The 22,942-nt window shown below is 51.1% G+C and carries 20 protein-coding genes; 11 read left to right on the forward strand and 9 right to left on the reverse strand.

The features are described from left to right. Positions 1 to 25 precede the first annotated feature (25 nt). On the reverse strand, positions 26 to 1,006 hold the full coding sequence (locus AC286M_RS11190; RefSeq protein ID WP_488202946.1) for an IS110 family RNA-guided transposase: 981 nt from the start codon (positions 1,004 to 1,006) through the stop codon (positions 26 to 28). A gap of 388 nt (positions 1,007 to 1,394) precedes the next feature. On the opposite strand from AC286M_RS11190, the gene AC286M_RS11195 reads away from it, so the two are divergent. Further along, the gene (locus tag AC286M_RS11195) at positions 1,395 to 2,435 is read left to right on the forward strand and encodes a cysteine hydrolase family protein (RefSeq protein ID WP_488204465.1); all 1,041 of its coding nucleotides are present in this window, start codon (positions 1,395 to 1,397) and stop codon (positions 2,433 to 2,435) included. A gap of 85 nt (positions 2,436 to 2,520) precedes the next feature. Then, complete coding sequence (locus tag AC286M_RS11200; RefSeq protein WP_488204466.1) at positions 2,521 to 2,946, forward strand: hypothetical protein; 426 nt, start codon at positions 2,521 to 2,523, stop codon at positions 2,944 to 2,946. Positions 2,947 to 3,443: 497 nt separating this feature from the next. Here AC286M_RS11200 and AC286M_RS11205 read toward each other — a convergent pair. Beyond that, positions 3,444 to 4,321, reverse strand: a protein-coding gene (locus tag AC286M_RS11205; RefSeq protein ID WP_488204467.1) for an IS630 family transposase whose coding sequence is annotated in 2 segments (ribosomal slippage) — positions 3,444 to 3,989 and positions 3,992 to 4,321 — 876 coding nt in all. Because the reading frame shifts where the segments join, the coding sequence is not laid out codon by codon here. A gap of 246 nt (positions 4,322 to 4,567) precedes the next feature. Between AC286M_RS11205 and AC286M_RS11210 the strand changes: the two genes are divergently transcribed. Both AC286M_RS11210 and AC286M_RS11215 read left to right on the forward strand, forming a co-directional pair. Next, entirely contained in the window at positions 4,568 to 5,359 is a 792-nt protein-coding gene (locus AC286M_RS11210) for a hypothetical protein (protein WP_488204468.1), read from the forward strand. A gap of 251 nt (positions 5,360 to 5,610) precedes the next feature. Then, positions 5,611 to 6,162, forward strand: coding sequence for a hypothetical protein (locus AC286M_RS11215; RefSeq protein ID WP_488204469.1), 552 nt, complete (start codon positions 5,611 to 5,613; stop codon positions 6,160 to 6,162). Between the two features lie 271 nt (positions 6,163 to 6,433). Here the strand turns inward: AC286M_RS11215 and AC286M_RS11220 are convergent, their stop codons facing one another. Next, positions 6,434 to 8,596, reverse strand: coding sequence for a CHASE2 domain-containing protein (locus AC286M_RS11220; RefSeq protein ID WP_488204470.1), 2,163 nt, complete (start codon positions 8,594 to 8,596; stop codon positions 6,434 to 6,436). A 271-nt stretch (positions 8,597 to 8,867) separates the two neighbouring features. On the opposite strand from AC286M_RS11220, the gene AC286M_RS11225 reads away from it, so the two are divergent. The 4 genes from AC286M_RS11225 to AC286M_RS11240 all read left to right on the forward strand — a co-directional run bounded on the left by AC286M_RS11225 (position 8,868) and on the right by AC286M_RS11240 (position 14,123). Then, positions 8,868 to 9,743: a shikimate dehydrogenase gene (locus AC286M_RS11225; RefSeq protein WP_488204471.1), complete on the forward strand. Its 876-nt coding sequence runs from the start codon at positions 8,868 to 8,870 to the stop codon at positions 9,741 to 9,743. Positions 9,744 to 10,473: 730 nt separating this feature from the next. Further along, a complete protein-coding gene (locus AC286M_RS11230) occupies positions 10,474 to 11,490 on the forward strand; it encodes a hypothetical protein (protein ID WP_488204472.1) in 1,017 nt (338 codons plus the stop codon). 105 nt (positions 11,491 to 11,595) lie between these two features. Then, complete coding sequence (locus AC286M_RS11235; RefSeq protein WP_488204473.1) at positions 11,596 to 11,736, forward strand: hypothetical protein; 141 nt, start codon at positions 11,596 to 11,598, stop codon at positions 11,734 to 11,736. Positions 11,737 to 11,750: 14 nt separating this feature from the next. Beyond that, on the forward strand, positions 11,751 to 14,123 hold the full coding sequence (locus AC286M_RS11240) for a Ycf66 family protein (RefSeq protein WP_488204474.1): 2,373 nt from the start codon (positions 11,751 to 11,753) through the stop codon (positions 14,121 to 14,123). 229 nt (positions 14,124 to 14,352) lie between these two features. Here AC286M_RS11240 and AC286M_RS11245 read toward each other — a convergent pair whose 3' ends face one another. Together AC286M_RS11245 and AC286M_RS11250 are read right to left on the reverse strand one after the other, a co-directional pair. Further along, a complete protein-coding gene (locus tag AC286M_RS11245) occupies positions 14,353 to 15,054 on the reverse strand; it encodes a hypothetical protein (RefSeq protein WP_488204475.1) in 702 nt (233 codons plus the stop codon). A 107-nt stretch (positions 15,055 to 15,161) separates the two neighbouring features. Continuing rightward, a complete protein-coding gene (locus tag AC286M_RS11250) occupies positions 15,162 to 15,518 on the reverse strand; it encodes a rhodanese-like domain-containing protein (RefSeq protein ID WP_488204476.1) in 357 nt (118 codons plus the stop codon). A gap of 435 nt (positions 15,519 to 15,953) precedes the next feature. On the opposite strand from AC286M_RS11250, the gene AC286M_RS11255 reads away from it, so the two are divergent. Further along, positions 15,954 to 17,753 (forward strand): DUF3352 domain-containing protein, encoded by a 1,800-nt coding sequence (locus AC286M_RS11255; RefSeq protein ID WP_488204477.1) that lies wholly within the window; start codon positions 15,954 to 15,956, stop codon positions 17,751 to 17,753. A 48-nt stretch (positions 17,754 to 17,801) separates the two neighbouring features. Here AC286M_RS11255 and AC286M_RS11260 read toward each other — a convergent pair whose 3' ends face one another. Continuing rightward, positions 17,802 to 17,933, reverse strand: coding sequence for a hypothetical protein (locus AC286M_RS11260; protein ID WP_488204478.1), 132 nt, complete (start codon positions 17,931 to 17,933; stop codon positions 17,802 to 17,804). A gap of 181 nt (positions 17,934 to 18,114) precedes the next feature. On the opposite strand from AC286M_RS11260, the gene AC286M_RS11265 reads away from it, so the two are divergent. Next, positions 18,115 to 18,759 carry a pentapeptide repeat-containing protein gene (locus AC286M_RS11265; RefSeq protein ID WP_488204479.1) on the forward strand — a complete coding sequence of 215 codons (645 nt, stop codon included), beginning with the start codon at positions 18,115 to 18,117 and terminating at the stop codon, positions 18,757 to 18,759. A 111-nt stretch (positions 18,760 to 18,870) separates the two neighbouring features. Here AC286M_RS11265 and AC286M_RS11270 read toward each other — a convergent pair whose 3' ends face one another. From AC286M_RS11270 to AC286M_RS11280, 3 genes are all read right to left on the reverse strand, one after another. Beyond that, positions 18,871 to 19,245 carry an alpha/beta hydrolase gene (locus AC286M_RS11270; protein ID WP_488204480.1) on the reverse strand — a complete coding sequence of 125 codons (375 nt, stop codon included), beginning with the start codon at positions 19,243 to 19,245 and terminating at the stop codon, positions 18,871 to 18,873. A gap of 109 nt (positions 19,246 to 19,354) precedes the next feature. Further along, on the reverse strand, positions 19,355 to 20,206 hold the full coding sequence (gene purU / locus AC286M_RS11275; protein WP_488204481.1) for a formyltetrahydrofolate deformylase: 852 nt from the start codon (positions 20,204 to 20,206) through the stop codon (positions 19,355 to 19,357). Between the two features lie 30 nt (positions 20,207 to 20,236). Further along, a complete protein-coding gene (locus tag AC286M_RS11280) occupies positions 20,237 to 20,470 on the reverse strand; it encodes a hypothetical protein (protein WP_488204482.1) in 234 nt (77 codons plus the stop codon). Positions 20,471 to 20,623: 153 nt separating this feature from the next. On the opposite strand from AC286M_RS11280, the gene AC286M_RS11285 reads away from it, so the two are divergent. After that, positions 20,624 to 22,834, forward strand: coding sequence for an NAD(P)/FAD-dependent oxidoreductase (locus AC286M_RS11285; protein WP_488204483.1), 2,211 nt, complete (start codon positions 20,624 to 20,626; stop codon positions 22,832 to 22,834). The last annotated feature ends 108 nt before the right edge of the window (positions 22,835 to 22,942 follow it).

The raw sequence follows: 22,942 nt of genomic DNA on the forward strand, positions 1-22,942 counted from the left end.
AAAAGTCAAGTCGAAAGGAGGTCAATTACGTCATAGCAGCCTCCGGTGGTTGCCAGTGCGTGCCGTGCTTGAGCATGGCATTGAGGATCGTCAGCAGCTTGTGCATAGCGGCAATGCGGGCGACTTTGGCTAACTTGCCACGCTGTTGCAGCCGCTCATAAAAGGCTTTGATGACAGGGTTGTAACGAACTGCAACTAGAGTGGCCATGTAGAGCATCTGCCGAACGGGTTTGCGGCCACCAAAGATCGAGCGCTGCCCTCGCTTTTGCCCACTATCGCGATTGAGCGGAGCCACCCCAACGAGAGCGGCAATTTGACGGTGTGAGAGCGTTCCTAGCTCCGGCAGCAGAGCCAACAGGGTGTTGGCAACCACCTGACCGACACCTGGAACAGAGGTCAGTTGAGCCTGGTGCTGCTGCCACTGTTGGTTGTGTTCCACTTGCTCATCAATCGCTTGGTCAAGGTCGCTGATGCGGTCTTTGAGCCAGTCGATATGGGCTTGAACGTCTTCCTGAGCGGGACCTCGCAGTCCAGCTAAACGGTTGCGCTCCATGGTGAGCATCTCCACTAATTGGCGGCGACGGGTCACCGCATCCTGTAACTGTTGGTGAGCCTCACTGGCCAACGGTCGTAGCGGAGGCTGCATCGCTTCGCCAAACCAGGCGAGGATCGCCGCATCGATTCGGTCGGTCTTAGCCAGTTGATTGGCAGCTCTGGCAAAGTTGCGAGCTTGCTTGGCGTTGATCACCGCTAGTGCATAGCCCTGCTGCTGTGCTGCAAGCGCGATGTGTCGCTCATAGCCACCTGTGGCTTCAACGATGATGCGACCCACCTGCGACGGCTTGGCCAACCGACGGGTTAAATCCTCAATTCCCTCACTGCTGTTGCTCACTCGGAAGTTCTCTCCAGACGGTCTAACATAAACATCCAGCCACCGTTTACACACATCAATGCCGACCCACTGCTTGACGGCTGATGACCTTGAGTCGGTTGATTGCGCGCACATAGTACTCTCCTTGTAGCGAATTCTAGATGGACGATACACACAACTCAGCCTTGCGTCATTCGGGATCTCTTTGTCCCTGCCGATGATCCGAGTTTGGGGTATCAAGTTGAGAGGCGACCCTGGCTCTCGCACGATGTCTCGCATCTCAGGAGGGTCGGTCTACCTCTCTTCTCTCAACATACAAGGAGTGAGGAGTGAGGCGCAAAACTTCTTTACCCTCCTTGGCTTGTACCAATTTCTAGAAAGCCAGAGATATTTAATTCCTGACCCAGTTCCTTCAACTTTGTTGTAACCCCAAACTTCTTATCCTTTTACTTCTTACTCCTCTCGCCTCACTTTTCCCTTTTACCTTTCATAACCCTTAATTCACCGACACGGAGAACCAACCATGACCACCCTCACCCAACTCCCCATTCCCACTTTCTTTGACCCTCAAACCGTTGGCGAAGTCTGGCGTGTGCCTTACCAAGAGCGTGCCGCTCAGGCTAAAGACTGGAGTAAAAAACATGGCCTAACCCCTGCCGCCAAGGATAAGACGCGCATCTGCTTGATGGCGATCGATGTGCAAAATACGTTCTGCATTCCTGATTTTGAACTGTTTGTTGGTGGCCGTTCCGGTATGGGCGCTGTCGAAGACAATATTCGCCTCTGCCAGTTCATCTACCGCAACCTGGGCCTCCTGACCGAAATCGCCCCGACGATGGACACCCACACGGCCATGCAGATTTTCCACGCTGAATTCTGGGTGAATGACGCAGGCGAAAATCCTGCCCCGATGATGATGATTCATGCCGATGATGTTAAGCAAGGCAAATGGAAAGTTAATCCTGCGATCGCACATAGTCTCGCCCAGGGTAACTATATGGCGCTGCAAAATTATGCCCTGCACTACGTTGAACAGCTAGACACTGACGGCAAATATCCGCTGACGATTTGGCCCTATCACTCGATGCTGGGCGGCATTGGCCACGCTCTGGTTTCCGCTGTGGAAGAAGCCTGCTTTTTCCACAACATCGCTCGCAACAGCCAAACCAATTTTGAAATCAAAGGCGGCAATCCCCTGACTGAAAACTACTCGGTACTGCGTCCTGAAGTGCTTGAAGACGCCAGCGGTCGCCCCATTGCCCAGAAAAACTCTCGCTTTATCCAAAAGCTGCTCGACTTTGATGCAGTTGCGATCGCAGGACAAGCCAAAAGCCACTGTGTCGCCTGGACGATTCAAGATTTACTGGACGAAATCAATGCCAAAGATCCCACTCTTGCCAAAAAGGTTTACCTCCTGGAAGACTGCTCATCCCCGGTCGTTGTCCCCGGCATCGTAGACTTCACCGACCAAGCCGAACAAGCATTCCAACGCTTTGCCAACGCCGGAATGCACCTCGTCAAATCCACCGACGACATCACCTCCTGGCCCAACCTCGATTTGTAGGGTGGACACCGCCCACCATGCCAAAATATCAGTGGTTCCGGAGGTTGTCCCATGACGCAAGCCCAGCCTCAACTTGATTAGTACTATGTCTACTCAGAAAATAACAATTGAGCTACCAGATTTATTGCTACAGCAGTTAAGGCGAGTAGCTGAAGTCACTCATCAATCTTTAGATGTTGTAATTACTCAAAGTCTATCGGGTAATCTTCCACCTTCTGTTGACCATGTTGAAGTTGAGCAACAGGCTGAATTGTTGACTATGCAAACATTTACGGTTGATCAACTACAAGCAATAGCTCATGCCACTATTCCAATTGATCAACAGCATCGCCATGAGTTTTTGCTCGAAAAGAATCAGCAATCAGCTCTTGCTGAAGATGAACGCCAAGAATTAACACAGCTGAGGGCAAAAGTTGATCAGCTAATGCTCAAAAAAGCTTATGCTTGGGCAGTTTTAAAATGGCGCGGAGAACGTATTTTGTCTTCAGGACTTATCAACTCAAAGAGCTGAGAGTTCTAAAACTCTCAGCTCTTTGAGCTTTGCCCAATTCTGACACTACTTCATCGGTCATATTTGAAAGCTACCAAAGTGAAGGTTATAGCACCTCCTGCTGTAAGCGCGAGTGTACAGAATGACACCTCAGTAGGTAAGCCCATTGGAACAAATGCAATCAAGATTTGGGATAGCCCAAAGCCACTTACTCCTCCTAAACCCCCAAAACCTGTTTTTGCCAACAATCCTTTCATACTTTTTGTGTTTATGGATGATCTTCCTTTTCATAGTGCCCATTCTGCGTTAGAAATCCACATTAGCTCAGTTGGTTAAGTTTGATTTTTAGAGCTTGTACATCGTGGACGGTATCAAAATGTAGATTTAAATCTAATCATTGGAACCAAGTGTTATTACGTAGATGAATTCAGCATGCTTTTATGACAACTTTGGTTTGAACGTCTGATTTGAGCTAACGCTAATAATCAAATCTACTCTTATAGCTGCATTCACTGAGGTTAGGACGCTGTGTGCTTGAGAACAGACTCCATAGCGTCCCGTAAACTGGAACATTGGGCTAGGTGTTTGCGAATGCGGCTCTTTAACCAGGCCCAACATTTCTCAATGCGATTAAGGTCAGGCGAATAGGGAGGCAGATAAACCAGATGACACCCTGCGGCTTCAATCAGCTGAGCAATGCGCCCCCCGTGATGAAACGTCGCATTATCGAGAATGACCCACTGGTGAGGAGACAACGTGGGAATTAAGCAGGTCTCTAGCCACAGTTCAAACACCGTTCGGTTGCAGCTTCCTTCAACCGTGAACGGAGCGATGAGGTCTTGGCCACAATATCCGGCAATCATATTGATGCGTCCAGAGCGGTGCCCCGACTTGAGGGCATAGCAGCGTTCCCCGACCGGAGCATAGCCATAGCCATAGTTATCCCGCTCGTCCATGCCAGATTCATCGACATACACCAGATGGCTGGCTTTGGGATCGCCCAGTTCAGCTATGAAGGCAGCTCGTTTGGCTTCATCTCGTTGGACGTAGCCATATGTTTTTTTTTACGAGAATGTCGGATGGTTTGCAGGGCCCTGGAAATCGTGGGTTGGCTGATGTCCCCCTCCCAAAGCTCGGCTAGTTCGCTCTGGGTTTTATCACGATGGGCTTTGACAAACTCTTGAAACCTCGACCAGTCTCCGATTTTTGCGGTGTTAGCTGAGACGACTCTCGCTTTCGGACTCACATCTCCGGTTTCAGCTTTGCGCTTCAACCACAAGTTAATCGTATTGCGGCTGATGTGAAACAGTTGGCTGGCCTCACTTTTCTTGAGACCGTCTAATTCAATGGCTTCAATCACTTTGCGCCGAAAATCATCACTATAGGGTTTGGCCATCACCACACCATACGCGAGAAGGGTACCTCTAGTTTATGTCCTAACATCAGTGAATACAGCTATAGAAGCTTATATTCAACGAGTTAAGCTTTCTAACCACAACACTTCAATTCATACACAGCTTGTCGAGGCGATCGCACTTTTTCTTGAAACGCGATCGCACTCACAGAATCCGTGTGTCTACTTTCACCATCAACCATCAACGTAACCATCAACTATTAACCCTATTCCCAAAAGGTAACTACTATGTCCCAATCCGCTAATCTCAATCAACTCTTCCAATCCGCCCACCAAGAAGGCTTACTCTCACCCGCCTCCATGCAGGCGCTCAACGTATTTGATATTGGTGCTCAGATTCAAGCTGGGCTGGGTGTTCACGTGGACGATGTAATGTCTAGCGAAGTTGTCCTTGTCACCATCATGCCGGATGACTCTGGTTCAATTCGCTTTGGGGGCAATGCGGCCACGGTGCGAGCGGGACACAATACGGTTTTGGATGCGCTGCAAAGTTCGCCTCAGAAAGACAGCATTCTAATTCACAATCGCTACTTAAACGGGACAGTACTCTATCCGTACTGTGCGGTTGACCAAGCGGTGCGAATGGATACTCAAAATTACGATCCGAATCAGGGAACTCCCTTATACGAACAAACCGTCGTATTGCTGGGTACGGTGATTGCGAAAGTGCAGGAATTTGCGGACAATGGTGTGCCAGTCCGCACAGTAACGCTGATTATTACTGATGGGGCAGACGAGCATTCCGGTCGCACCACGGCAAAGCAGGTCAAAGCTATTGTGCAAGATATGCTGCGTGCTGAAAATCACATCATTGCGGCGATGGGCATTGACGATGGCTACACGGACTTTCGGCAGGTGTTTCAGTCGATGGGGCTGCGGGACGAGTGGATTCTGACACCAGGGAATAGTCAGAAAGACATTCGGCAGGCGTTCCAGATTTTTTCGCAATCGGCAGTGCGCGCCAGCCAAAGTGCGGGCAGCTTCAGCCAAACTTCACTGGGTGGATTCGGTAATCCGTAACAACCATTCTCGAAACTGGCACAGGGCGAGATTACCCGTAGGGGGTAGTTCTGTGGAACCGTAATTTTGCCGTAGGATCGACACTGTTTCCAGGATATACATGAAGTTTCGGCATTTTGTAGTCCGTAATCCAGCGTGACCACCTCAAAAATTGCCACAATATTACCGAGATGCTGAGTTCAGACTGCGTAGTTTTATCTATGACATTCACTCGAACTCATTTAGCATCTACCTGAAATCGGAGTTCCCTCATGCTGCCCCCCGTTCCTGTGCAATCACCGTCATCATCCTCGTTATCTGTTTCCACTTGTATCAAAGCTAAGCCATATCCCAAAACCATCCAACCGACCTCCCAGCCTGTTCCGGCAGTGGAGTTTGTTCAAATTAGTTTTGAGGCACTATCGGCATTTGATCGAGTAACCACTCAGTTTGAGTCTTTAGGTGTGCGGTTTCACAATGCGATCGCACTTAAACCCTCTAATCCCGTTTTTCCTCAAGATGAGGAAGCGTGTGTGTTGCTGCCAACGGGCAATAACACCTCGCTCACGCTGGAATTTCTTCAGCCGATGGAGTGGGTAGAGGTTCACGTATCCAGCGTTCAGTCTGTGCGAATGCGCGGCATGGATGCCTCTGATACCTCCATTTCTGAGGCTGGTGATGCCTATGACTACTGCAATCTAGGTGCCCATCCTTGCCATGAGCTGCCACACCAGTGCCTGCGAGTTGCAGCTGCCGGATTATCGAAAGTGGTGATTGAATCGAATACGCCACTGACGCTTAACAATATTGCCTTTGGCCGCTAAATATTAAAGCTTTAATGTTGCCCAACCTCATATCTTTATACGAAGTTCGGTGAAAATCCGGTGATTCATTTGTTATGGAAGGCTGGCTTGACTATCCTTTCATAACAAATGAATTGAATTCTTATATAGCCTTTCCTAGGCTACTGAGGTACAAGTTATTGTTTGAAAGCCACGCGAAGCGTGGCTTTCAAACAATAACCTCCCTTTACTAGCGCAAGAAGCGCTATATGCAGACTTGGATATTCGGTCTAAGTGCAAGATGTGAGCAACTCTACATCGGGTGAGTGTCTGACATATCGGTGGTGTCTGACCTCATAAATGTCGTGGCGATCATTTCTTCCTTACGCTGTGATTGATAGACCCGATAAACAACCACTGCGACTCCTGCTATGATGCTGGTTGCCAAGGGTGCAGCGAGCGGTATCCAGCCGTTTTGGGTAAACAGAATGGCGCTCGTGCCCACGATGACGATCAGTAAGCTAGTGCCACCCAGGGCTAAAACGATCGGTCGGCGTAAACTCCACGCTAAGCTGCCACCTGCGATCGCACATAGAGCCATCCAGCCAATTTCAGCCCAATCCGGCCAGAACCAATACAATGCTGCTTGTTCAGACTCCAGGGCGGCGGACAGGATTTGGCTCACCATTTGGGCATGAACCGTCACGCCGGGCATTTGCAACTCGGTGTCGCGGCGTCCGGCAGTATAGGGCGTATAGAACACATCTTTACTGCTAGGAGCGGTGGTACCAATCAGCACCGCTTTACCTCGCACCCAGTCAGGCGGCACATTGCCAGCTAGGACTTCGCTGAGGGAAATGATGCGGGTCGCCTGATTGGCAGAGCGGTAGTGCAGCAAGAGCTGATAGCCCATAGAGTCTACGTGCTGATAGCCGCCGGAGGAGGAACGGAGCTGATCAAAAACGGTTTCTTGGAGCTGAAGCAAATCGGGATTCTCAGCGTGGTTTTGCGGCAGGATATTGTCGGCTTCTAGATACTCCAGCGCCACCCGCAGCGAAAAGGAAAAAAGAACCTGATTCTGATGGGTGGCAAACATCAGGTTGCGCCGCACCACGTTGTCGGTGTCGATAGGAATATCGTTAAAGCCGACTCGTGAAGGAGGAACGACCTCGGGCGGTGGAATTTCGAGCTGATCGCCCTGATTGCCAATGTTCGCGATCGCAATTACATTATCATCGGCAAACTGCTCCATCAGGGCTTCGTGACCGGGTTCCTGGGGCAGTTCCCGATACAGATCCACGCCAATCACGCGCGGATCGTACTGCTGTAGGGTTGCGATCGCATCGGCAATGCTCTGGTCAGACGGCGTGGCTCGCTGGAGTTCCCGCAAGTCGGCTTCGGTAATCTCGACTACCAGCAGCCGATCATCAATGCCCAGATCCGGCTGTAGTCGCACCATCTGGTCATAGGCCCGCAGTTCCAGCGGCTCAAACCAGCCGAGCTGTCGCGCTCCGGCACAGAGTCCCAGTGCTGCCGCACTTGCGATCGCAACGACGCGTACACCTTTTACCAAGCGCTGACGCGGTGTTTCGAATGCGGAGATCTGGGTCCAGTCCAGTTCCACTGGCTCTCGAAATGACGGGTCGTCCGGCAATTCATCCAAACGCTTCAGATCGTTCAGCACCTCTTTGGCAGACTGATAGCGTCGCGAGATCTGCGATCGCGTCATCTTTTTCAGCAGCAGCTTCAATCCTTCGCTGATTGGAGCATGCTGTTCCCACAGAAGTTCGGAGGTGCGTGGATCTTCCGATAGCTCTTGCGGCTGATAGCCGGTCAAGGCTTGAATCACCGTGATGCCCAGCGCATAAATGTCGCTACAGTAGCGCGGGCGACCTGCCAGCTGCTCGTGGGGCGTGTAGCCTTGGGTGCCAATGCCGACAGTGTAATCGGTTTGGCTATCGGTGCGGGTCGTTAGCTGGGTTTGAATTTCCTTGACTGCCCCAAAGTCAATCAAAACCAGCTTGCCGTCGCGCCGCCGAATGATGTTGCCGGGCTTGATGTCGCGGTGAATCACATGATTGTCATGCACAAAGCTCAAAACAGGCAGTACGTTTTCCAGCAGCCGGATGGCCTGTTCCTCACCTAGTTGAAATCCGCCTGCCAGTTCTTCGCTGAAGGGATAGCCGTCAATAAATTCCTGAACGAAATAAAATTCGCCATCTTCTTCGAAAGAATCGACTAACGCCGGAATCTGGTCATGCTGTCCCAGCTTGCGGAGTGCTTCCACTTCCGCATCAAACAATCGGCGGGCAACCTGCAAGAATTCTGGATCTTGGCTGCTGGGGCGCAGATGCTTGACGACGCAAATCGATCGCTCAGGGTGCTGTGTGTCTTCGGCCACATAGGTTTGACCAAATCCACCAGTCCCTAGTATTCGCAGTATTTTATAGCGTCCGGAGAGCAAGGCTTCCAGCATAAGCAACGGGCACTTAACGTTCTTAGATCTTGGCACGACTCGCCCATTGGCTGGGAGAGTTTTGTCATTTTGATGAAAATTAAAGCTCCGCTTAAGAGAATCAATGATTTGCAGGCAAAAATTGAGCCGATTGACCTGAACCATGATGGAGCCTCACCAAGAACTTTAACCAGGAACTTCATGGCGAGAATATGTCTGAGCGAGCGGAGTTATGCAGTGGGAAGGGAATAGATATACACTAAAGCGCTGATAGCTTGGCAAAGTTGAGAAGGTGAAACAACCGTTGATTTCCGGAAAAACAAAGCTCCTTGGCATTATTGGCAGTCCCGTTACCCATTCGATGTCGCCAGCGATGCAAAATGCCGCGATCGCACATTTAGGGCTTGACTATATTTACGTGCCGTTTCCAGTTTTACCGGATCAGCTTGAGGATGCGATCGCAGGTTTCACGGCAATTGGTGTTCAAGGCTTTAATATTACAATTCCCCACAAGCAGGCGATTATCCCTTATCTCACTGAGATCTCAGATGAGGCGAAAGCGGTCGGCGCTGTCAATACCGCTTGGCAGACGGAACAGGGCTGGAGCGGCACCAACACTGACGTAATTGGCTTTTTGGCTCCACTGCGATCGCTGGATTGGGATTGGCGCACCGTCACTCCCATTGTCCTGGGTAATGGGGGGGCGGCTAGAGCAGTCGTTGCCGGATTTGCGAAGCTGGGCTGTTCGAAATTACACCTGGTGGGTCGCAGTGCGGAAAAACTCGATCAGTTTGTAGCAAGCTGGCAATCCTCACCGCTACAAATTGAGTTGGTGGCCCATACCTGGGATGCGCTGGACGAACTTGTTGCGATCGCATCTCTGATTGTTAATACCACGCCCATTGGCATGCATCCCAACACTCAAGCCTCGCCGCTATCTGATGAGCAAATGCAGCGTGTGCCTAGCAGCGCCATTGCCTACGATTTAATTTATACCCCTAGCCCGACCCAGTTTTTGCGACAGGCTGCAGCTCAGGGTTCACAGGTGATCGATGGGACGGAGATGCTAATTCATCAAGGTGCAGCGGCGCTTGAGCAGTGGGTCGGCCAGCCCGCACCGATTGATGTGATGCGGCAAGCTCTCCATCAGCAACTGCACGCCCATTAAGGAAACCTTAAACAAGACCTGCAATATGCTCTGAGAAAACTTAAATGGCGGTTGCATCTCTTAATATTTTGCAACTTTTAATTTTACTTTTACGTAAAAGTACAAGATACTCAGTGATTAAGTTCCTGATTGATCACAAGCCTTCCATGAATATACGCAGGCAGTAGTATTAATCATTACTGCTGGTTTCGTGGTTTAGGCGATAGGTTGATGTCGCCCTGCAAAGCTGCGTTCTGACTGTTCAGTTCTAGCTTTGAAATTAAGGGAATCAGCTCAATCTTGTGATTCAGTCTCGCTATTTAAGAACACCATGTAGTTTTTTGCTATACAGTCCGACAATCAATTTGGTCGCTCACGCGCTCAATTGGTTATCAGATGTGGCGATACCGATCTGCTGATACAGATCCACGTTATATAAACCCCACCCTTTCAAAATTCGCGCCGTTAAAATTCGCGATTGTGTTGCGGTTAGTTCACCCCGCTGGCCGCAGTGAGTGATTCCAACGAGTGATTGAGCAACAAGGTGCTGCTCTGACTTGCGAGTCCTTTGATTGGCCCTCTTAATCGGCTCTCAGCAACTGCATCCGTTGCAACTGAGGCTAGAGATGTATCGTCTCTACCTCGTGCTTTGCGTGTTTACGTTTAGCTAGTTTGGCTTGGCTAGTTTTGGTTAGCTGTTGTTCCTGCCAATTCGTCCCTGTTTTTCTGTTTGGATGAGGATTTTAATGTTATGACCCCAGCGATCGCATCTACGGTATTTCGCAAGTCTGCCGTAACGAAACAACGCTCCTTTGCCCGACTCTGGGCCCGCAAATACGTCATTGCCGTGTCGAAGGGTGACAATGCTGCTAACATCGCTTCAACTAAAACCTTGGCCGAGGCGACGTCGCGCCTTGGTCGGGCTGAAACAGCAGCACACTTGAAAAAGCATTTGCGGTTAGCTAGCGCTCAAGCCTGGACGGCAACGGAAAATCTGCTGTCTCACGAAGTTTTGCGCCATCGGATTAATCCGGATCTGATTAATCCCGTAGAAATTGCGGCAGATTCACGGGAGCTGTTTGAGCAAGCGCTGGACGCCTACGAAAATCGGATTACGCCTCATCGGATGTCTGTGGGCATGAGCAACGCCTGCGGCAAGATGCGCGCCAAGTATACGGCTGATGATCCACGGGCCATTGGTTTTGTCAGTATGCAGTTTCACTACACGGGCATGAAGCTGCTGGAATATCTCACCCCAGTGGAGAAGTCGCTGTTTGAGCCTTATCTCAAGGTGATGGACGATCATATGTATATGCCGCTGCGGGCGGCCTACGAAGCCGCTGCCGATTATGAGATGGATGCGCCAGAACTAAAAGCGGTGCAAAATCTGCTGCCCTTGATTACGCCAGTCGCCAAGACGATCTGCGATCGCGTTCGTCGCCTCTATCCAGGTTATGAAACCTACAGCGGCGCATTGGATTCCCGCGTCGTTAATATTTCCAGCATTCGCGATGCTGAGATGTTCCAGGTATACCTCTGCCTTTGTGTCTTGCAAAACAGCTTTGTCTCGGTTCAGCAAGAGCTGTTCCCCCTCTGCGTCATGCTCTATCCGTCGCTGAAGGTGAAGTGGTCGCTGGTGCAGGAAATGCTGCGTCTACTGGGTCAAGAAATGCTGGTGCAACTCGATCCAGAGGACATGGCGGTCTTTTTGCCTCACCTGCGGACGCTGACGGAAATGTTTGCCGATGACGTGTTTGATATTGCCTAAGCCCTGATTTTCCTTGTCCAGATGCGTTCAAGTACAGTCTCCAAGCACGGCCATGCCGTGCTTTTTTGTTTTAGGCTAAGGAATGAGATGATTTATCCCTAATTCATGGAAATTACTACCGACACCACCAACACCCTTGACCTGATTACGGTCGGCCTTGCGATCGCAATCATCATCGGCGGTTTTCTGATGATGTTTACCAACATTTGGACAACCAAGCGCAACACATCCAATAAAAATCGATAATTTCTGAATTTGATATGGCACACCTCCTGGCATTCGCTTTGGCACGCGGATTAGCAATTGCAGTCGGCTTGGGCAGCTTTGCCCTCTACATGACCGCTTTCTTCTTCCCAGAAGTGCATCGTAAGCCTGACCTGGTTTGGAGCGGTGTTGGCTTGCTGTATGCCGTGGTGCTGTGGTTTTGTGCGGGGCAAATTGAAGGCGCGCTACTGCTGGGCCAAATCGCTGGTGTGGCGCTGCTGGTCTGGCTCGGTTGGCAGGTGCTAACGCTGCGCCGGATTAAAACGCCCATTCAGCAGCAAACGTTGCCAGGAGCCTCTTCTCAAGATTTGACGCAGGTGGCACTCGGTCAAGCCAAAGCCGCCGCTGATAACTTTTCGATTGCTGAAACAGCAACTGCGATCGCAGGTATCACCTCTAGCGCCATTGCCGCTGCCAGAGGCAAATCCCAGCCCTCTCAATCTACGCCTCAAGCCTGCCCGATCAATACCTCGGCGACCCAAGCGCGATCGCAATCTTCCCCACGTCCCGCCAGCGCTCAGCCTGCTCAGCCTATCAAGCAGCCTGAGCCTGAGCCGCAGTCACCAATTGCGCCGCCGAGTGTTTCTGTACAGTCTAAAGTGCGATCGCAACCGTCTGAGCGCCAAGCTACTCCGGTTGAAACGACGGGTAAATCTGAACAACCTGAGCAGGTCACATCTGGACAAGCCGCTCAAACCGCTCAAACTGTGCCGCCTGCAGTGACAGATGTGACAGGCAAAAACATTACGAATAAAGACGCTATAGACGAAGAGATTCTCCAGCCAATTGTCTCGCCGCCTGTCGAGTCCACGACTGCCGCTACACCAGCAGCAGCTTCCACCACAGCCGCCGCCGCCGCAGATGAAGAGTGGGGCAACTGGATGGAAGACGAGGATTTCGGCGAGTCAACCGCCGAAACCGTCACGGTTGCGTCAGTTCAAGCTGATACTGTCACCCAGTCGTCCCCGACCGTGGATCGTTCAGCATTTGATCCCGCTCCAGCATCCACACCCGTAAACCAACCTGCTGCTCCGTCCCAAAACCAGAGCAAGAGCAAGTTAGGACTATTAACCGACTGGGTTGGCGGACTGCTGCCCTTTGGCAAAAAGAAAAAATCGCAGCCGATGGTGACGCTGCCGCCCCGCGAGTCATCTTTACCTCGTTCTCCAAATGCGGCTCAACCGAAGTCATCCCAGCCGATGCTGACCATTCCACGCCGCGAGTCATCGCTCCGCCGACCTAGCCCACCTACACCGGATGCCGCTACAGCAGCACCATCGACTGCCGGAGAGACTCAGGAATCTGCGATCGCACCTGCTTTGTCCCAAACTCCACCTCTCAGCGATGACGCAAATGGCGTAACAGTCAATCCTGAAGCAGTAACAGATACCAGCGCAACTCAAACGCCTCCTCAGCCTAGCCCAGAGGAAATCTTGATTCCCGAAACCCTGCCGTCCGATGAGGAAGCCTGGGGCCGATTGTCTGCGATCGCAAATCAAGAGGACGATGCCCTAGCAGAAGCCGTCTTAATTGAAGATGCGACTTCGACCGAGGCACCAGTATCCGAAATCTTAGAAGTAGCTGAAGACATAGCTGAAGAAATAAAGGAATCTGCGGAATCGAGTACGGATGCGAATCTTAAGACCGATATCGATGAAGCGATAGATGCGGCAGATACGGTAGATACGACAGATACGACAGATGCGACAGATGCGACAGATGCGACAGATGCGACAGATGCGATCGCAGATTCCCCTCCTGACTCAGTATCCTTGGCAGACACAAATTTGACCGTTACGCCCGAATCGACTGACGATGAAGCGCCAGAAGCATTAGACGCTGATGACTCTGAGCTAACGGATAGCCATGCTATCGATCACCTGGAGGTGGATCAGGCTGATGAGTCTAACGACGAGCAGACTGCTGAGGTTGACTTATCTGAGGCTGCTCCCGATTTACAAAACGAGCAGCCCGACCAGTCACTAGCTACAGATGAACTGCAATCATCGCCAGCCGAGCCAGGAACATCAGGAGCAACAGTTGATGTCGAGGCCGACGCAGGCGATCCGGAAAATGAGGCTCACTCAGACGAGCTAGTGACCGAGTCTGTTGAGGTCGTCGCTGCAGCCGATGGTGATCGCGGCGATGAGACTGATGATCAACCTGACAATCAGTCTGACGATTCTGCTGATGAGGATGACGCAGGTGATCAGGCAGCGGCGGCTGAAACTGACGCTACAGAGGCGCAATCTACAGAGGATCACGATTCTAATACCGATCCCCCAGCCTTGAAGCGACCGAATCCACCGTCCCAAGACCTACTGGACGATCTTCAGCGCCAGCACTATACCGACTACGGACGCGAGTAGTTCAGTAGACTTTATCGGAAATTGTTGTGTAGCGCGGCTAAGCCGCCCTACACAACAATTTCCAACCCCAAAAACTTTATTTCCAATAAAGTCTAGTATCTAGTACCTAACCTAGTACCCAGCACTTGAAAGGGAGAAGTGAAGCGAGCGGAGTGAAAGGACTGTAAAAGGTTGTAGCGCTTAGAAAAGCAGGAGGGTCGCTGTCGTGTGCCCTGTGGCTATGTGGCTATTAAACTGATTTTGTGGCTACTGATTGGGACTGTAAAGCGGCTAACCACTGGGGATAGCTTAAGGAATGGGCTGGTTCTAGGACTAGCTTTGTATCGATTCCTTCGAGTTTGTTATCAGCAAAAATTGAGGGACAGACCTGGTCAAAGACCGACGCCACGGTATCTACAGTGCCAAACGCTTCTATCCCTAAGCTAAACCAGCGTTGATCGAACGCAATGACCTCTGCAATTTCGACACTACAGCCCGCACGATGTTGCTGATCAAAGCTATCGCCAGATGTGGAAAATGCGATCGCAGTTTCCATCCCGTTTTCAGTCGCCCCGTTATCAGCTAAATAATAGGTTTTCGACTGCCGCGTTTTCGCAACCGCAATCCACTGCTCTTTTTGGTCGAAGCGTTTTTGGATGGTCGTTGCCGCTTCTGCTAACGGAAAGCTCCACTTTATCCACTGCCCAACGTGGCCGTGAATCGATGGGGAAAGTAATTGGATACCGCGATCGCAAATTCGCTGCTTCACTTCAATTTGGCCTTCGCGCAGTTTGATGCTCAAGTCAATGTGCTGTGGTAAACGAAGGTACCAATCGGTGCGAGATTCAACGGTTGGCTGGAAATCACGGGTTGGATAGTGATGATTCCGCTCCACCCACCAATCTCTGACGGGGGCTGGAATCTGATGCGGCCAAAACCACCGCGCTTCCATACTGGGCTGCATACACTTTGAGGGGAAATCTGATTTTTCAATTTGTAATCAGTATAAAAATCCCTCACTCAAACCTCATGGCTCATGAGGATGAGACTTAATCAGGATTAATAGCGCGGAATCGACGCATCGACCTTAATGGCATAGGCATCAATTCCTCCCGTTAAATTGCGCACATTAGTGAATCCTTGATTGATTAACCAGTACGTCATCTGAGCCGACCGTATGCCGTGATGGCACATGACAATGGTTTCCTGCTCCGCATCCAGTAGGGAATGAATATGTTCTGACCAGTTTCCATATTCACTCAGCGGCAAATTGATAAACCCATCAATCGCGGCTAATTCAAGCTCCATCGGTTCTCGGACATCCACCAGTTGGGGCGGAGCTTGGGGTGGTTCAATAGCAGCCAGTCGCTGGGCGAAGTCTTCAACGCTGATTTGAGGGAGATCTTCGGCGTACATAGTTGGACGAGTTGAACGAGTTGAACGAATAGTTGCGCAGGTGTGAAATAACCAGTTATTACCGAATGGTAGCTAAATTTTGCAGATGTTCCAGGATACTTCTCGATCTGGTAGTCCGCAAAACGGTTTTTGAGTGTGTGGACACCGCCCACACACTCAAAAATTATTACTTGAATGGCAATAAAGTTTTTGGGGTTGGAAATTGTTTGGTAGCGCGGCTTCGCCGCGCTACCAAACAATTTCCGATCAAGTCTATTATCCAAATGTAGTGACTTATCAACGGATTGATGAGACCGTCACCGCAGAGTATTACAGTATTCACTGGGCATACCGTTGCGTCATTTCCGATCGTTAACGACTCGCTATCGACTCGTTAACGGCTGGCTGGCCGCATAACTGGCTAATGGCTGGGCGGTGTTGCTCCAACTGCCGCTCATGGTTCGACTTATCCCGATGAAGGTTCGCTCATTTTTCTCCATCCTAATCGCGTTCGTCCTGATTCTGTTGCTCTCCGGTATTGGCGGAGCCATTTGGATTACCACACAGAGCCCACTGTCCCTGTTGAAAGGCGGTGGCGTCAGCACTACGCCCGCTGCAACAATGTTTGTCTCTCAGCAAGCGCCGCTGATGGTGTCGCTGTTGGTCAATCCTGAACGGCTGATTACCGCGCGCCAGGTGTTTACTCGCCCCGGCCAGCGACGACGCGCTGCTAAAGAAATTGAGCGCTTGCGTCAAGGTGTCTTATCTGGGTTTGACCTCAACTATCGCACCGATGTGCAGCCTTGGCTTGGCGACGAGCTAACTTTAGCTGTGACGACACCGGATTTGGATCGAGATCGCGCCAATGGTACACAGCCGGGTTATCTACTGGCACTTTCAACCATTGATCCGGTGCGATCTCAAGAATTTTTGCGCCTCTTTTGGCAGCAGCAGGCCGAAGTGGGAACGGATCTGGTATTTGAACAATATGCGGGTGTGAAACTGATCTATCGGCAGGAAGCTGTAACCAATCCCAATCGGTCTCGTTCCGTTGCGGTTGAGGGGACAACGGAGGGCGCACCAGAGACGCAGCCGGGCCTTGCAAGTGCGGCGATTGGCGATCAGTTTGTCTTGTTTGCCAACCATCCCAAGATTTTGCGGGCTGCGATCGCAAATGTGCAGGCTCCCGATTTGAGCTTGGAGAAAAGTGAGGTTTACCAAGCGCAGCTTCAGGATTTACCGGAGCAGCGAGTCGGGCTGCTCTACGGTAACTTGCCGGAACTAGCTGACTGGTTGGGCAAGTCGATTTTTCCGACTGATGTAGCCACTGTGAGCACTGCAACCGAGCCGAAATCGACTCAATTTGACCGATTGATCGCCTCGATCGGTCTCAGTTCCAGCGGTTTACAGCTGAACAATGCACTACTCACAGCACCCGGAGAGGAGCTTGAACGCGAGCGTCCGGCCCTGGCACAGCCCTCGGAGTTGCTGCGCTATATGCCGGCTGATAGTCTTTTGCTGACCAGTGGCCGCAATCTAGGCGAAGACTGGCACAAGGTCTCAGATAGCTTGCAGGGCTATACCCGAACGAAAGCGCTGTTGGAACAAGTCATTACGACTCTCAAAACCCGCTGGAATTTAGATGCGGAAACTGAGCTATTCAACTGGACACAAGGCGAATTTGCCTTTGGTCTTCGTCCCCGGACTGACTCAGCCCAGTCGTTTGACTGGATACTCGTCACTGAACGCCAGTCTGATGCAGTCATTGAAGGCATTCAGCATTTGGACGAACTGGCGACTCAACAGGGCTACAGCGTTGGTCAGGTTGATCTCGCTGATCGCGCTGTCACTGCTTGGACACAGCTTTCCACCGTACCCTCCAGCCGCCGCCAGACCAGCTCACAGGTGCTGCAAGCATCGGTCGCAGGGGCTCATGTCCAGGTGGGCAACTACGAGATTCTGGCCAGTTCTCTTGCGGCACTGGAAGCGGCACTACAGGCGAATGACCAATCCGTGCTGACCCAGGCCGATTTTGGCCGTGCGATCGCAAATCTAGACACTCCTAATGATGGCTATGTCTATCTCAATTGGCCCAGTCTCAAGCAGCGGTTAGCGAAACGTTCACCACTGTTCCAAGTCCTGGATTCTCTCGCACAGCCGCTGACTAATCATTTAGAATCGGTCACGCTGAGTACCTACGGTCGCGATCGCAACCGACAGCCCAGCGGCATCTTCCTTCATCTCACCGACGAATAACGCGCAGGTTGGGCATCGTTCACCTTACTTGATTAAATCTGCGTTATTTCACTGCGATATGAAGCCAGTTAACAACAACGGCAACAGCAACAGGACAGCGATAATGGCGACTAACGTCCCTGGCTCAATCTTCACGAGATTGGGATCGGGTTTATTGGGATTTTGATTAGGATCAGACATATTAAAGAACGGCTTCATTCGCCGTTAGCGTCCTACAGTTTGATCCCAGCATAGTGCAAGCGTCGAAACATTCGCGATTAACGATTTTCCGTCTGAGCTTTACCATAGAACGTATATGTATCACCTAGCACAGGCGTTACTGACCGACCCAAAGCTTTAAACGTATATTTTTTATTCCGCTATGCCTATCGATATTCAGCTTATTCGCACGGGTGAGCTACGACAGTTACCCGGTGCCAAATTAGACGACGAGGATTTATCTGGCCTTGATTTATCAGATATTCATCTAGCGGGTGCCAGTCTAGTTGGTGTGAACTTTGACCGATCCGTTTTGCTGCGGGCTCATTTAGAAGGTGCCAATTTAGTCGGCTCGTCGTTTGTTGATGCCGACCTGCGTGCCAACCTCTGGGGGGCCAATCTCATGCAAAGTGATCTCAGTGGAGCCGATTTGCGGGGAGCCAACCTGCGGGGGGCCAATCTCATGGGCACTAACCTGACGCGCAGCACATTTTCCGGTGCGTTTCTCAGCGGCGTTAATCTGATGGGGGTTAGCCTCATCGGGGTTGATTTTCGGGGTGGTGATCTGCGGGGCGCTAACTTGAGTGGTGCCAATCTGCGGGGAGCCGATTTGAGTCGGGCCGATTTACAGGGCGCTTTGCTGAGTGAGGCCAACTTGGAAGAGGCCGATCTACGCGGTGCGAATCTAGCGGGTGCTTCGTTTGTCAATGCCAATCTGCTTTGTGCAGCGCTGGACGGAGCCAAGGTTAATGGTGTGGACTGGTCAGGTGCTTGTTTGACCGGAACAAACGTGTTGGTGGCTGACTAATGATCGGGGGATCGGGGCGACTGGCTGTTGACGGGCGGTGATTCCACTGGCCGTCATATTGATATCTGCCGCAGGCAAGGCGGATGAAGCGCGATCGCACATGTCATATTGCTATTGCAGGGAATTCGCGAAATCGGCAATGGCTTTTAAGTAGGATTCTTGTCCAGGCTGATAAATTCTGACGTGGTCAGCTCCAGAAATCAGAAACAGATGCTTCGGTTTTGGGGCAGCCGCATATAGAGCTTGACTCATCTCAAACGGCACAACCGAATCCTGTTCACCATGTAAAAACAGAACGGGAACTTGCAGTGAGCCAATTTTAGAGCGTGAATCGAATTGCTCTGTCAAAATCAGATTGACTGGAATCATGGATGAAAAAGGCTTTTGTCGAACGGCTTCAGCCATTGAAGTGAATGAGCTTTGCATAATTAGGCCGCTGGCTTCGGGGTGCCGAATGGCTAAGTCAAGTGCGATCGCACCTCCCAACGACTCACCGTAGATCAGGATTTGCTCAACGTGCTGATCATGCGGGTCTTTCTATTGATTTCTATAAGTCATTCGGCGTTGACCCGATCAACAGGCTCAGCTCACAGGATTACGCAAATACCACCGTGCGATTGCCGTAGACCAATACTCGATGCTGAAGATGAAGCCGCACAGCACGCGATAGCACCAGTCGCTCTAGGTCTTTACCTTTGCGAATGAGTTCCGCTACATCATCGCGGTGACTGATGCGGGTGACATCCTGCTCAATGATGGGGCCAGCATCTAGATCTGAGGTGACATAGTGCGCTGTTGCGCCGATGATCTTGACGCCACGCTGATGCGCTTGGTGATAGGGCTTAGCACCCACAAAGGCAGGCAGAAACGAATGGTGAATGTTGATGACCGAGGGAAACTGCTCAACAAAGTCAGCGCTCAAAACCTGCATGTACTTAGCCAGTACGACTAAATCAATCTGATACTGGCGCAGCAGATCGAGCTGTTTTGATTCTTGTTCGGCTTTGTTGTCAGCCGTGATGGGTAAACAGTGATAATCAATGCCAAACTGATCGGCAATTGGCTTGAGATGGGGATGATTGCTGATAATTAATGGAATTTCGGCATTGAGTTCGCCTGATTTGTAACGCCAGAGCAGGTCATACAGGCAGTGATCTTGACGACTGACCCAAATCGATAGCCGCGGTTTAGTATCAGAAAAGTGCAGGTGCCAATCTGCTTGCAGTGGTTTTGCGATCGCATTAAACGCAGGCCCAACTAGCTCTCGGTCGAGATGGAAATCATCCAACTGCCATTCAATTCGGGTCAAGAACAAATCGGCGGCCAAATCGGTATGGTGATCGGCATGAATAATGTTGCCGCCGTTAGAGTAAATAAAGCTGGAGATTTTAGCGACTAATCCTTGCTGGTCGGGGCAAGACACCAGGAGCGTGGCAGTTGCAGTCATCGGATAAACCTTGGTTTGAGTGCGGATCTCCTACGGTACGCTGTCCCAAGCTTGGGCCATAATCTCGCTGAGGACTTGGCGAACCGACGGCTCAAGCAAACTGTCATCAGCCAGCACCTGCGCGGTGACATCCGCTAATGACTGACCTTGCGATCGCGCAATGGAAATCACACCTGCGATCGCAGTGGCGACAACATCATCATTAACGGGCTTACTTCTGAGTGCTTCTATTCCGTCGAGGCTATCTGGGATGGGATAATTCATGGCTGTTGGTCAAATCGGACACTTGCCGTTACAAAATATGAGAGAGCTGTAATCTTTTGTAAAACATGCTTGGTGATTAGCAAGAATACCGTACTTTTTACCGTTGTCAACTCCACTTAGCTCATTTCTTGAAGTTAATTTAATATCTTCCGCATGAAAGAAATTTTGTATTTAGAGGTGCCGACTCCCGACACTGACATCGTCAAGGATTGGCTCTGGCATCAGTTCACCCCCAGCGTCGGAACAACCGTTGCTCGACCAGACGGCATCCGCTGGAGATTGGTTGCAACAGCGGAAGAGGCCAATAGCCAAGACTCACGGGAATCTACAGCAAACCCTCAAGCACTACCGCCAGAACTCTCGATTTTCGTCTGGACCGTGCAGCGGACGACCTACCTTAAAGTATTTCGCTGGGCGAATCAACCATTGCCGCAGGAATCTGTCGTAATCCAGCAGTTGACTACACAAATTCGGCAGGCATTTCCTCATCAATATCCCGAACCACCAGCGGTTGACCTATCGCAGCAATCTATTTTTGAAGCCTTAGCGGAGCGCTACCCCAAAACGGTTCGTTACTTTCAGCGCATGCCGAATGGAGAAGCTGACTTGACGCGGGTTTACTGGTGGGAACAGCGCTGGCGCAAATCGGTGCGCCAACCCCAGCAGCCAACTCCAGTCGTTTTTGCTCAGTCGGAGCCAAATCCCAAGACCCCGGACTATGACCTAATTTATGTCGGTGGAGCACTGGGCGTCATTCATGCAGCAGTGATGGCACAGCTTGGGTATCGCGTGCTGCTGATTGAGCGATTGCCCTTTGGCCGAATGAACCGCGAGTGGAATATTTCCCGCAACGAGTTTCAAAGCCTGATTGACCTCGGCTTATTTACGGCAGCCGAATTTGAAACGCTAATTGCCGCCGAATATGTCGATGGCTTCCACAAGTTTTTTGATGCCAACAATCCGCCCCAGTGTAAAGCGCCTGTTTTACATACGCCAACGGTGCTCAACGTGGCGCTGGATGCGGAGAAGCTGCTGCGGCTCTGCGGTGACAAGCTGTTGGCTGCGGGCGGCACAATCTGGGATGAAACCGATTTTAATCGAGCCGATATCCATCCCAACTTGGTGCAGGTCGAGACGGAACATGGCCCCACCGGGGAGGTTCGCACCGCTTACGGTCGGTTACTGGTAGACGCAATGGGAACGGCCTCACCAATTGCGTGGCAACTGAGCGGCAAGCGCACGTTCGATAGCGTATGTCCCACAGTGGGAGCCTGCATTTCCGGCGGTTTTGAGCCTGGGGTTTGGGATACGCAGTATGGAGATGTGCTCAACAGTCACGGTGACATCTCGAAGGGACGGCAGTTAATTTGGGAACTCTTCCCGGCCAAGGGGGATGAGCTGACGATTTACCTGTTCCACTACCACCAGGTGCATCCCGACAATCCCGGTTCGCTGCTGGAAATGTACGAGGATTTTTTCACCATCCTGCCGGAGTATCGCCGCTGTGATATGGAAAAGCTGACTTGGCGGAAAGCAACATTTGGCTATATTCCCGGTCACTTTAGCTTGAGCGATCGCGATCGCAAAATTGCCTTTGATCGTCTGATTGCAATTGGCGATGCTGCTTCCTTGCAGTCTCCACTAGTCTTCACAGGTTTTGGCTCACTGGTGCGCAACCTGTCTCGTTTAACGAATTTACTGGACACAGCCCTGCGACACGATTTAACTCAAGCGAAATATCTCAATAAAATTCGCGCCTACCAGAGCAACATTGCCGTCACCTGGCTGTTCTCTAAAGGCATGATGGTGCCAACGCACCAGTTTCTGCCGCCTGAGCGGATCAACTCCATGTTGAATACGTTCTTTGGCATCTTGGGTTCAGAGCCGTGTAACGTCGCCGAAAGCTTTATTAAAGACCGAGCTGGCTGGATCGACTTTAACCGGATGGCGCTGAAAGCGGCTTGGCAAAATCCGGCTCTCCTGCAGTGGATTTGGGAACTGGCTGGCCCTTGGGTTATGCTGCGCTGGGTGTTTAGCTACATTGACTACACTCGCAATGCCCTCGTTAGTCGGCTGTTGCAGTGGTTGCCGATCTTTCTACACATCAATCAGCCCTGGCTTGAAAAAGTCTTTCCAGCCCTCTGGTTTAGCTGGCTCGCCCGCAGCTATGCCATTACTTACGGCATCGGTCGCCCACCCGTTGCTCCAGTCAGCGCGATCGCACAATCCACCACTGCCCAATCACCACCCAAAGAAAAAGATCAAGATACGGCTAGGCCAAGCGAACCGTCGCCAAAAGTGCGATCGCAAACGATGAAGCCATCGTCTATGGCGAAATCAGCGCCTCAGGACAGCAGTCAGTAACTTGAGACTAAATGAGATTCTTAAGAAAATTGAGCAGTGTTCTCTGTAAATTTCCGGAATTGATAGGCTGAAAGCCTGGATCTCTGATTAGAGCAACATGCATTACCG

The organism is Thainema salinarum CENA647 (assembly GCF_057732415.1).

Coding starts and splice junctions, on each gene's coding strand:
- AC286M_RS11200 (WP_488204466.1), top strand. CDS start 2,521: ATGTCTACTCAGAAAATAACAATTGAGCTACCAGATTTATTGCTACAG.
- AC286M_RS11230 (WP_488204472.1), top strand. CDS start 10,474: ATGACCCCAGCGATCGCATCTACGGTATTTCGCAAGTCTGCCGTAACG.
- AC286M_RS11285 (WP_488204483.1), top strand. CDS start 20,624: ATGAAAGAAATTTTGTATTTAGAGGTGCCGACTCCCGACACTGACATC.
- AC286M_RS11220 (WP_488204470.1), bottom strand. CDS start 8,596: ATGCTGGAAGCCTTGCTCTCCGGACGCTATAAAATACTGCGAATACTA.
- AC286M_RS11255 (WP_488204477.1), top strand. CDS start 15,954: ATGGTTCGACTTATCCCGATGAAGGTTCGCTCATTTTTCTCCATCCTA.
- AC286M_RS11195 (WP_488204465.1), top strand. CDS start 1,395: ATGACCACCCTCACCCAACTCCCCATTCCCACTTTCTTTGACCCTCAA.
- AC286M_RS11245 (WP_488204475.1), bottom strand. CDS start 15,054: ATGGAAGCGCGGTGGTTTTGGCCGCATCAGATTCCAGCCCCCGTCAGA.
- AC286M_RS11210 (WP_488204468.1), top strand. CDS start 4,568: ATGTCCCAATCCGCTAATCTCAATCAACTCTTCCAATCCGCCCACCAA.
- AC286M_RS11250 (WP_488204476.1), bottom strand. CDS start 15,518: ATGTACGCCGAAGATCTCCCTCAAATCAGCGTTGAAGACTTCGCCCAG.
- AC286M_RS11235 (WP_488204473.1), top strand. CDS start 11,596: ATGGAAATTACTACCGACACCACCAACACCCTTGACCTGATTACGGTC.
- AC286M_RS11190 (WP_488202946.1), bottom strand. CDS start 1,006: ATGTGCGCGCAATCAACCGACTCAAGGTCATCAGCCGTCAAGCAGTGG.
- AC286M_RS11260 (WP_488204478.1), bottom strand. CDS start 17,933: ATGTCTGATCCTAATCAAAATCCCAATAAACCCGATCCCAATCTCGTG.
- AC286M_RS11280 (WP_488204482.1), bottom strand. CDS start 20,470: ATGAATTATCCCATCCCAGATAGCCTCGACGGAATAGAAGCACTCAGA.
- AC286M_RS11240 (WP_488204474.1), top strand. CDS start 11,751: ATGGCACACCTCCTGGCATTCGCTTTGGCACGCGGATTAGCAATTGCA.
- purU (WP_488204481.1), bottom strand. CDS start 20,206: ATGACTGCAACTGCCACGCTCCTGGTGTCTTGCCCCGACCAGCAAGGA.
- AC286M_RS11265 (WP_488204479.1), top strand. CDS start 18,115: ATGCCTATCGATATTCAGCTTATTCGCACGGGTGAGCTACGACAGTTA.
- AC286M_RS11215 (WP_488204469.1), top strand. CDS start 5,611: ATGCTGCCCCCCGTTCCTGTGCAATCACCGTCATCATCCTCGTTATCT.